Source organism: Rhodoplanes sp. SY1 (genome assembly GCF_046000175.1).
Taxonomy (GTDB): Bacteria; Pseudomonadota; Alphaproteobacteria; order Rhizobiales; family Xanthobacteraceae; genus Rhodoplanes.
Genome location: NZ_JBEOMB010000106.1, coordinates 1 through 10,439, shown reverse-complemented (window position 1 = coordinate 10,439; position 10,439 = coordinate 1). Strand labels below are relative to the sequence as shown.

The window sequence follows — 10,439 nt, the reverse complement described above, 5'->3', positions numbered from 1 at the left end:
CGCCGGGGCGTCGGCGACCATCTGCTTCTCCTGCTTCATCGGCGTCATCGGCAGGGTCGTGTAGGCGACCACCGGGTCGGCGCCCACGGGCGCCGGCTCGCGCCGCGGCCAGGCGAAGTCGTCGGCCCGGCCGGCCGGCGAGGGCATCGCTTCGCCCTTCTGCAGCACCTTGGCGGCGACCGCGTCGAGCGCCGCCGTCTTGGTCTGGCGCGGCGCGCCGACCAGCTGGTCGTCGCCGTCGGCGGCGATCGGCACCATCGAGAGGGTGATGACCGGGCCGGAGAGCGGCCGCGCCGTGCCGGCCGGCCGCGACGGCGCGCCGGGCGCCTCCGGGGCGGCAGCGGGCAGCTCCGGCTCCTTGGCCGGCTCGTCGACCGGCAGCGCCACGGTACCGCGCGCCGTCATCCAGCGCTGCAGCTCGCGCTCGACATAGTGGGCGAGCTTGCGGGCGCCGGCCTGGGTGAAGTGGACGCCGTCGCCGGCGCGCAGCCGGCGGATCTGGCCTTCGACGTCGGGGCCCTGCTGGGCGAAGCGGCCCTGCTCGTCGACGAAGCCGTCCCACACGTCGATGTAGACGATGCCGGCCTTCTCGGCGCGGCTGCGGTAGAGATCGTTGAGATAGCCGAAATCGGCCATCGAGCGGGTGCCGCGCACCGGCGGCAGGCCGACCCAGAACACCGGCACGCCCTTGCTCTTGAGCGCCGCGATCGTCTCGTCGATGCGCCGGATGTAGAGCTCGGACCAGCGCTCGGAGCGGAACTCGTGCAGGGCGCCGCCGGCCTGCGGGGCGTCTCCGCCGGCGGCGTCGTCAGTCGCCGGCGGGGCCGGCTGGCCGGGCTGGGCTTGCTGGCCGGGCTGCGCGGGCTGGCCCGGTTGCGCGGGCTGGCCGGGCTGCCCCTGCTGACCGGCGCGACCGACGGCGGCGCGCGCGGCGCGCGGCTCGCGGATCGGGCGGCGGTCGTTGACGCCGATCATCATCACGATGAAATCGGGCTTCTCGGTTCCCAGCACCTCCTGGAGAGCCTTCGGCCAGTCGGGATGCTCGCCGCGCGGATCCGAGCGCACGTCCTGGCGGATCAGGCCGGACTGGGTGCGGTGCTTGCGCACGACGCCCATCTCGGGCGATTCGGCGAAGGCCGTCTCCAGGCCGTAGGCGAGCCAGTCGGCCATCGAATCGCCGAGCACCACGACGTTCGTGGTCGGCGTGCCCTCGTGCTTCTTGGGCGGCGGCGCCCTGGAGAAGTCGGGCGGCGGAGCGGCCTGACGCTGCTCCTGGGGCGGCGCGAACGGATTCCAGAATTGTTGCTGCTGCTGCTGGCGCTGCCGCTGGTACGGGTTGGCGAACGGGTTCTGGAACGGGAAGCGATCGTCGAACAGTTGCGCGCGCGCCGGCGTCGCCACGCCGCGGACGAGGGCGCCGGAGAGGACCGCGGCGGCCGCCTGGGCGACGATCACGAGCGCGACCGTGACGAGCGCGCCGAGCAGCCGGCGGATCGGGGCTGTCTGCGCCGGAAGTCCCCGGGCCGGGCTTCCCTGGGCCGGGAACCGGTCGGTCGGGCGCCGCTGCTTCATGGTCGATATCCGCTTCCGGAGGGCCGGCCCGATCGGCCGGGTCCGATGGGCTGGTCCGATGGGTCGTGTGCCGTCCGCCCATGGCAAACGACCGCCGCCACGCCGGGCGCGGCGACGGTCCGCCAAGATCGTCGAAGAAGGCGGCGTTTTCAAGCCGCGGCGGCCGGCGGGGCCGCTGCGGCGGGGTGAAATCCGGCGGCTCCGAAACAGCCTAGCGAGACCGCAACCGGTCCAGCAGGGCCGCCGAGGCGAAGCCGTCCGGGGGCAGCCCGGCGGCGGCCTGGAAGCGCTTGATGGCGGCGCGGGTGCGCGGCCCGACCCGGCCGTTGGGCGCGCTGCCGATGTCGAAGCCGCGCCGCACCAGATGCTCCTGCATCTCGTAGCGTTCGGCGGCGCTGAGCACCCGCTCGTCGCGCGGCCAGGGCTGGACGATCGGCCCGCCGCCGCGCATCCGATCGGCGAGATGCCCGATCGCCAACGCATAGGCCTCGGCCGGATTGTACTTCATGATGGCGCGGAAGTTGTTCATCATCAGGAAGGCGGGGCCGCGGCGGCCGGCCGGCACCAGGAGATAGGCCTTGTCGGTCGGGCGCGGGAACGCCTCGCCGGAGGCCCGCCGGATCCCGAGCCGCGCCCACTCCTGAAGGGTCATCCAGCGCTTGCCGTCGGCCATGAGGTAGTCGAAGCCCTGCGGCACCACCACCTCGTAGCCCCAGGTGCGGCCCGGCTCCCAGCCGTCCTTCTTCAGGTTGTTGGCCGTCGAGGCGATCATGTCGGGCATCGAGTCGACGACGTCGCGGCGGCCGTCGCCGTCGAAATCGACGGCGTAGCGCTTGAACGAGGTCGGCATGAACTGGGTCGGCCCGAAGGCGCCGGCCCACGAGCCCTTCAGGTGCTCGGGCACGACGTCGCCGCGGTCGAGGATCTCGAGCGCGGCCAGGAACTCGTCGCGGAAATAGGCCTGGCGGCGGCCGACGCAGGCCAGCGTCGCGGTCGAGCGCAGCACCGAGCGGTCGCCGATCTGGGTGCCGAAGTTCGACTCGACGCCCCAGATCGCCGCGACGATGTGGCGGTCGACCCCGTAGGCCTTCTCGACCGCCGCGAAGGTCGCGGCGTGCTGGGCGAGGATCTCGCGGCCGCGCTTGATCCGGGCCTCGCTGACCAGCAAGTCGAGATAGTCCCAGAACGCCTTGGTGAACTCCGGCTGGGCGTCCATCAGATCCATCAGCCGCAGCTCCGGCGTCAGGCCGGCCGTGAGCGCGTCGAAGCTCTGGCGCCGCACGCCGCGGCGCGCCGCCTCCGGCCACATCTGCTGGACGCAGGCCGGAAACCGCGCGGCGGCGGCCTGGATCGCCTGCGCCGTCATCTCGGGATGGCCGGAGCTGCCCGGCTCGCCGCTCCACGGCCGCTCGCCCGGGACGGTCGGGACGCCGGCCGGCACGCCGCCCTGGGTGTTGACCGGGGTGACGCTGCCGGTCGAGCGGCGACCGAACAGGTCGTCCAGGAAGCTCTGCGCGGCAGCGGGCGCCGCGGTGCCGGCGAGCCCGCCGGCCGCGACCATCAGGGCCACCAGCGCGGCGCGGACCGGAGCCCTCGTCCTCGTCGTCCTCATCGCGTCCCTCCGTCCGGCTTCGCGCGGGTCCGGCCCCGAGCGCGGTCCCGTCGCCCCGAGTGAAGTCCGTGGCTCGTTAGTGCCATCTTAATCGCGCGTGGCGTCGTCACGGCGCAATTGCGGCGTCTCCGCGGCAGTGTCGCGCAACGCTCTCCGCGACCTCGCGGCGCGGTGTCCGGCCGCCTGTTTATCCATGGACTACGGCGTCGCGCCGTGGTTCTTTGCCGCGGCTCCCGACCCTCCGTCGGCCTGCACCATTCATGCGAACAGCGACATGACCAAGCCCATCCGCAAAGCGATTCTTCCCGTCGCCGGTCTCGGCACCCGGTTCCTGCCGGCGACCAAGGCCATGCCCAAGGAGATGCTGCCCGTCGTCGACCGCCCGCTGATCCAGCACGTGGTCGACGAGGCGCGCGAGGCCGGCATCGAGCACATCATCTTCGTCACCGGCCGCAACAAGGCGGTCATCGAGGATCACTTCGACCGACAGTACGAGCTCGAGGTGACGCTGACCGAGCGGCGCAAGTTCGCCGATCTCGAGCATCTCGAGCGCGACCTGCCGATCCCGGGCCAGACCAGCTTCACGCGCCAGCAGTCGCCGCTCGGCCTCGGCCACGCGGTGTGGTGCGCCCGCGATATCGTCGGCGAGGAGCCCTTCGCGCTGCTGCTGCCCGACGTGCTGGTGCAGGCCGAGCGCGGCTGCCTCGCCCAGATGATGGACGCCTACAACGAGGTCGGCCAGCGCGGCAATGTCATCGCCGTCGAGGAGATGCCGGACGACAAGCTGCACATGTACGGCGTCGTCGGCGCCGGCAAGTCGACCGGCAAGGCGTTCGCCGTCACCGAGATGATCGAGAAGCCGCCGCGCGGCAAGGCGCCCTCGAATCTGATCATCACGGGCCGCTACATCCTGCAGCCCGAGATCTTCGGCATCCTGGAGAACCAGAGCTGGGGCGCCGGCGGCGAGATCCAGCTCACCGACGCGATGATCAAGCTGGCCATGAACCAGCCGTTCTTCGGCGTGAAGTTCGAGGGCCGCGCCTTCGACTGCGGCTCCAAGATCGGCTTCCTGGCCGCCAACGTCGCCTACGCGCTCGCCCGCGACGACATCGCCCCGGCGTTCCGCACCGAGCTGAAGCGCCTGCTCGGCGAGTGAGTGATCAGGTCGGGTCTTACCCTCTCCCTCAGGGAGAGGGTCGACGCGCGAAGCGCGTCGGGGTGAGGGTTTACGGCGCCGATGGCTGGCCTCGGCACCCCCTCACCCGGATCGCTGTCGCGATCCGACCTCTCCCCGCCGGGGAGAGGTGAAGGAACGGGCCGCCGCTGTCGTGATCAGGCGGCTCGCTTGTCGCCGGGCGTCCCGTGCATCGGTCCGTCTCACCGCTGCAGGCGCAGGCCGACCGTCACCTGGGTGGCGTCCCAGTCGACATTGGCGACGTCGGAGCGCAGCCAGTCGTGGCGCAGCTCGGTCTTGAGCTGCACCTCGCGGGTGAGCTTGTAGAGCAGCGCGAGCGACACGAGATAGCGGTGGTCGACGCGGTCCGATCCGACATAGGAGTCGATGCCGGTGCCGATCTGCGCCGTGCCGATCAGCCAGCGCCGGAAGGCGTGATCGACCTGCAGCGTCAAGTTGCGGCTGAACACGCCCGACAGGCCCGGCACGATGATCTCGGACGCGAAGGTGGTGCCGATCAGCTTCACGGTCGTCAGGTCCGATGCCGTGTAGGTGAGCGCCGCGTCGATCGTGAGGCCCGACATGTCGGTGAGCTGGTCGTCGACGTAGAAGCGCCACAGCCAGCCGAGCGACGCCTCGCCGGTCAGCTTGCGCGAGAACTCGAAGGTGCTGCCGGCCTTGACGAACAGCCCCTTGGAGTCGCGATCGTAGCCGTTGCGGTCGATCTTCTGCGAATGGATGCGGGTGTCGCCGCCGCTTTCGACGAACGGCTTCAGGCCCGGCTTGAGCTCGTAGGCGACGCGCAGCGCGCCGCCGTATTGATTGTACTCGCGGTCGGCGTTGCTCGACGTCGTGCCGTCGGCGAGCAGCGAGTCCGAGTACACTTGGTGATCGAACGTGCCCTTGCCGGTCACCTCGAGCCGATTGAATCCCTGCGTGTAGCCGAAGGTCGTGCCGACCGTGGTGACGAGCGGGAACCGCTTCAGGCCGGTCTGCACGTTGGGGCTGCCCGGATTGTCGGTCGAGACGATGGCGCGGGCCTCGCCGTCGAAATGCGACAGCTTGTCGACGTCGTAGCGGCCCGTCACCCGCGAATCCATGGTCGGGCGGTCGATGATCTCCGGCGTCGCGGTCGACGCGACGGTGCCGGGAAACTCGACCACGGGCGGATAGGTCTGGCCGTACCAGGTGTAGGTGCCGCGCAGGTCCGCATTGAGCTGATGGCGCTGCCAGTCGGAGCGGATGATCAGCTCCGGGGCGACGCGGGTAAAGCCGGAGCCGGGGAGGCCCTGGATGCGGGTCGGGTTGGTGTCGTATCCAGTCGTCGTCTCGATCGCCGGGCGCAGCGTGAAGGCGCCGACCCGCACGCCGGTCGGGGCGAACGGGTCCGCCTCGATGCTGACGGCGCGGCGCGGGATGATCGCGGCGACCGGCACGTTGAGGCGCGACGTGGTGTCGATGTCGGGCCCGCCGCGGCGGCGCAGCCGGTCCAACACCACGACCGGGACCTGCTGCGGATTGGTGCCGCGCACCAGCGGCGCCGGCACCGGTGCCCGCTTGAGCCGGGCCGCCTCCTGCTGGCGCTGGGTGAACGACAACGTCACCCGCGGCTTGGCGGCGTTCCGCGAGTCGAACTGGGTGGTCGGCCGGGCCGGCGGTCGCGACCCCGCCGGGGGGGACTCGTCGATGGCGCCGAAGCGGGAGCGGCCGTCGGGACTCGGGGCGGTCGGGTCGGCCGGCTCGAAGCCCGGCGCGAGGACGCCGCCGCCGTCACGGGTCGGCGCGAACAGGCCGGGGGCCGCGGCAGCCGGATCGGGCGTCGTCTGAGCCCCGGCCGGAGCGACCGCCGCGATCACCAGCCCGGCGCCGACGATCGCGCCCGGACCGAGCCATGCGGTCGTTCGAGAGCTGGGGCGCGGCAACGATACATCCTCCACGCCGGCCGGCGGCACGAAACTGGTCAACCGGAATAGCGCCGGTATGGTTAACGCCCGGTTCACGGGCGTTTCCGCCCTGTGTCGGCGACGGTTGCGCGGCGGCGAAAAACGAGTAGAGACGGCGCATGTCAGACGTCATCCTGCCGCCCGGCGACCCGCCGTCCACCGAACCGCCGTCCAGCCACATCCCGGCCGAGCGTCCCGCGATCGATCGTCCGGCCGTCGAGACGCCGCCGACCGATCTCGCTCCCGGCACCGACCACGATCTCGTCGAGACCGGCCTGCGCACCCTGGAGGCGGAGGCGGAGGGCATCGCCGCGCTCGCCGCCGCGATGCGGGACGGGCTGCGGGCGCCCTTCACGGCCGCCTGCAATGCGATCCGGGCGGCGCGCGGCCGCGTCGTGGTCAGCGGCATGGGCAAGTCCGGGCACGTCGCCAAGAAGATCGCGGCGACGCTCGCCTCGACCGGCACGCCGGCCCTGTTCGTCCATCCGGCCGAGGCCGGGCACGGCGACCTCGGCATGATCACGCCCGACGACGTGGTGATCGCCCTGTCGTGGTCGGGCGAGACCGTCGAGCTGCGCGCCCTGATCGACTATTCGCGGCGCTTCTCGATCCCGCTCGTCGCCGTCACGTCGGACGCGGCGAGCACGCTCGGCAAGGCGGCCGACGTCGTGCTGGCGCTGCCGCAGGCGCGCGAGGCGTGCCCGCACAACCTGGCGCCGACCACCTCGTCGCTGATGCAGCTCGCGCTCGGCGACGCGCTGGCGATCGCGCTCTTGGAGAGCCGCGGCTTCACGCCGCTCGATTTCCGCGCCCTGCATCCGGGCGGCAAGCTCGGCGCCGCGCTGAAGTTCGCGCGAGACCTGATGCACACCGGCGAGGCGATGCCGCTGTGCCGGCTCGGCGCCCGCATGGGCGCGGCCGTGCTGGAGATGTCGACCAAGGGGTTCGGCTGCGTCGGCATCGTCGATGCCGAGGGGCGGCTCGTCGGCATCGTCACGGACGGCGACCTGCGCCGTCACATGCGGCCGGACCTGATGGAGATTCCGGTCGATGCGGTGATGACGCGGCGGCCGATCTGCGCCAAGCCCGACCAGCTCGCCAGCGAGGCCCTGCAGGTGCTCAACCGTGCCAAGATCACGGCCGTGTTCGTGATCGACGGGGCGATGCCGGTCGGCATCGTCCATCTGCACGACCTGTTGCGGATCGGGGTGGCCTGATCAGATGCGGCGCGCGGGCGCCGCGCCGGGACGCGCGGGCGGCCGCCGACGACCCGGAGCCGACCGGGCTCCGGGCCCACCGACGGGGGCTCAGGGAAGCCGCCGCATCGCTTCCTGGGGGCGCGTCAGGGTCCAGTGGATCGCCTGGGCGCGATTGGGGACGCCGAGCCGCGCCAGGATCCCGGAGACGTGGATCTTCACGGTGTTCGGCGAGATCGCGAGCATGCGGCCGATCTCGATGTTGCTCAGCCCCTTGGCCATCAGCTCGAGCACCTGACGCTGGCGCCGGCTGAGGGCGACCGACGGACCGGTCCCCTTCGGGTCGACGAGGGCGTGGGCCTCGGGCAGCTCGACCGCGTCGGGCCCGGTCGCCGCGGACCGCATCGAGCGCTCGATCGTCTCCATCATGCGCTCGAGCCGGGCGTTGAACGGCTCGACCCCGAAATCGTCCTTGAGGACGACCGGCTTCGGCCGGTCAGCCGAGGGGGCCGGCATCAGCCGCGAGATGTCGACATGCAGGAGGATGGCGCGCGCGTCGTCCTTCGCATACGGGAAGCCGAGCATCAGGAACCAGCTCTGGCTGGTCGGCGTGTGGCACGGATAGATGAACGAGAGGCAATCGACCCGGCCGTTCAACAGCTGGGTCACGCCGTCGATGATGCGGCCCGATTGCTCGTCCGCGAAGGCGCAATACTGAAGATAGTTTTGGCCGATGCCGCTGTTCGGCAGGCCGAGGCCCGCGCTCTGAGCGAAGTCTCTCCAGCCGGAATTCGCTGCCAGAATGGTTCCGGAGCGGGCCAGAATGACGATCCGAACGGATTGTCCGGAGAACAACGTTTCGCTGGTCGCAAAAGCGCGTTCGAACTCCGGATGTGTGCTGCACGTCGCGAGGTTATCCATCATAAGCTTTGCTTCATATCCTACGATGAGCTGCATAGTCCGAGTCGCCATTTAAATTTATTCTAAGTAGATCGACCGGTACAGGCAGTTCGCCGAGGTGGATTAACTGAGCCCAACTTCGATTCATGAATTGCGGCCGCGGAGGGTTAGCCCACAAGGTTTAGTAAGTTGACCGAAACCGATCATGTTCTCTAAATGTTCGATGAATATCATGGTGTGTGCCCGTCCAGGTTGTGGCCTCGCGTCGGGAATTCATTTCAAAAATGCAGCGATCACGCTGCGCCGTCCTGTGGTTAGCCCCGGAATTCGGGAAGACGACACACCGAACTTGTTCTGTTCTGCATTACATGACGGGGTGTACGACTCGCAACCGCGCAGAGATTCGGGTTGTATAACCGCAGGATGACACCCATCGCCGATTTTCGGAGGTATCGCGGAGCCCCAGATCTCACAAAAATGCGAGTTCGGCGGCGGCTCGCCATCGCTTTCGTAAACGTCCCGTCATCATGTCGGCGTCGCGTCATCGCCGAGAAGGGGCCGGCGCGGGGTTCTCGGGCCGACCACGACCCGAGCCGCACGCCGCTCTCCTCCCGCCCCTTCGGACCGACGCTGCCGCCCTCGTCCGCCGGTGCAGCCGCGCCACACTGGATCGACTTCGTGCGCCCCGGCGTCCGCGCACGCTTGACCCCCGCCGGCCGGCGCGCCACGGTCGACACGGGGGAAGTGGGGGACTGGCCATGAGCGCCACTCGGAAATTCGTCCGGTTGCTGGCGACGGCTGCGGCCGCGGCGCTCACCGTGAGCGTCGCGGCCGAAGGCCGGGCCGCCAACCTGTTCGAGCTGAACTTCTGGCTCTCCGGCCCGCGCTACGACGCGGTGGTGCCGCTGTGCGAGGAGTCCTGGCCGCTCCTGCAGATTCAGAAGGCCTTCGCCGAGAAGGAGCGCCGCTTCTGGAACTCCGACCTCGCGATCGTCGGGTTCGAGCGGGTCCACGAGGTGAAGTTCATGCCGTGGGCCTCGGGCACCATCCCGCGCCGCTTCTGCACCGGCCGGGTGCTGACCTCCGACGGCAAGGCTCGCACGATCAACTACTCGGTCGCCGAGAACACCGGCTTCGCGGGGGCGAGCAGCGACGTGGAGTGGTGCGTGGTCGGGCTCGACCGCAACTGGGCCTACAATCCGGCCTGCAAGATGGCCCGGCCGTAACGGCTGGCGCGCCGCGGCCCACTCTCGCTCCCTGCCGGGACTCCACGGGCATTCGCTGGCTGGACGATCGTCACGCCTTGCCGCCGCGCCCCGCCGCGACTTCGGCCAGCGCTGCCTTCACGGCGAGAAAGTCGCGCCAAGCGAGGCGCTTGGCCAGCGGCTGGCGGAGCAGATAGGCCGGGTGGAAGGTGGCGATCGCGCGGATCTCGCGCCGCCCCGTGTGATACGTGAACCACCGCCCGCGCGTCTTCATGATCCCCTCCTTGATGCCGATCAGGGTCTGGGCGGCGGGCGCCCCCAGACACACCAGCACGGCCGGATCGGCGAGCTCGATCTGGCGCTTCACGAACGGCAGGCAGGTCTGGGTCTCGATCGGCGTCGGGGTGCGGTTGCCGGGCGGCCGCCACGGCACCGTGTTTGCGATGTAGGCGGCCGTCTCCACCGGCCCGTGGCGGTCGATGCCGATCGCCGCCAGCATGCGGTCGAGCAGCTTGCCCGAGCGGCCGACGAAGGGCAGGCCTTCGAGATCCTCGTCGCGGCCAGGCGCCTCGCCGATCAGCATCAGGGGTGCGCCCGGCTTGCCGTCGGCGAAGCACAGCTTGTTGGCGGTCGCCTTGAGGGCGCAGCCCTCAAAACGGGCCAGGATGGCGGCGAGATCGTCGAGCGTGGCGGCCGTGCGGGCCGCTTCGCGGGCCGCCATCACGGCCGCGTCGGGGGCGGCCGGAGCGCCGCCCGACGCGGCACTCGCGGGCGGAGCAGTCGCGGACGGGGCAATCGCGGCCCGGCCGGCACCACCGTGCTCGCGCGACGGCGGAC

8 protein-coding genes are annotated in these 10,439 nt (G+C 70.7%); 3 read left to right on the top strand and 5 right to left on the bottom strand.

Going from position 1 to position 10,439, the window contains the following annotated elements; translation table 11 throughout:
- Together ABTU92_RS22945 and ABTU92_RS22940 are read right to left on the bottom strand one after the other, a co-directional pair.
- The coding region (locus ABTU92_RS22945) for a GDSL-type esterase/lipase family protein (protein WP_408093941.1) at positions 1-1,572 on the bottom strand (1,572 nt) is incomplete at its 3' end.
- Between the two features lie 211 nt (positions 1,573-1,783).
- Positions 1,784-3,184 (bottom strand): lytic murein transglycosylase, encoded by a 1,401-nt coding sequence (locus ABTU92_RS22940; RefSeq protein ID WP_408093940.1) that lies wholly within the window; start codon positions 3,182-3,184, stop codon positions 1,784-1,786.
- A gap of 274 nt (positions 3,185-3,458) precedes the next feature.
- Here ABTU92_RS22940 and galU point away from each other — a divergent pair, with 274 nt between their 5' ends.
- Entirely contained in the window at positions 3,459-4,340 is an 882-nt protein-coding gene (gene galU, locus ABTU92_RS22935) for a UTP--glucose-1-phosphate uridylyltransferase GalU (RefSeq protein WP_408093939.1), read from the top strand.
- A gap of 221 nt (positions 4,341-4,561) precedes the next feature.
- Here the strand turns inward: galU and ABTU92_RS22930 are convergent, their stop codons facing one another.
- A complete protein-coding gene (locus tag ABTU92_RS22930; RefSeq protein ID WP_408093938.1) occupies positions 4,562-6,280 on the bottom strand; it encodes an outer membrane beta-barrel protein in 1,719 nt (572 codons plus the stop codon).
- Between the two features lie 221 nt (positions 6,281-6,501).
- Here ABTU92_RS22930 and ABTU92_RS22925 point away from each other — a divergent pair, with 221 nt between their 5' ends.
- Positions 6,502-7,518: an SIS domain-containing protein gene (locus tag ABTU92_RS22925; RefSeq protein ID WP_408093942.1), complete on the top strand. Its 1,017-nt coding sequence runs from the start codon at positions 6,502-6,504 to the stop codon at positions 7,516-7,518.
- 90 nt (positions 7,519-7,608) lie between these two features.
- On the opposite strand, the gene ABTU92_RS22920 is transcribed toward ABTU92_RS22925, so the two are convergent.
- Positions 7,609-8,166 carry a response regulator transcription factor gene (locus tag ABTU92_RS22920; protein WP_408093937.1) on the bottom strand — a complete coding sequence of 186 codons (558 nt, stop codon included), beginning with the start codon at positions 8,164-8,166 and terminating at the stop codon, positions 7,609-7,611.
- A gap of 989 nt (positions 8,167-9,155) precedes the next feature.
- Between ABTU92_RS22920 and ABTU92_RS22915 the strand changes: the two genes are divergently transcribed.
- Complete coding sequence (locus ABTU92_RS22915; protein ID WP_408093936.1) at positions 9,156-9,623, top strand: hypothetical protein; 468 nt, start codon at positions 9,156-9,158, stop codon at positions 9,621-9,623.
- A gap of 70 nt (positions 9,624-9,693) precedes the next feature.
- Here ABTU92_RS22915 and ABTU92_RS22910 read toward each other — a convergent pair.
- On the bottom strand, positions 9,694-10,439 hold a 746-nt coding region (locus tag ABTU92_RS22910), incomplete at its 5' end, for a uracil-DNA glycosylase family protein (RefSeq protein ID WP_408093935.1).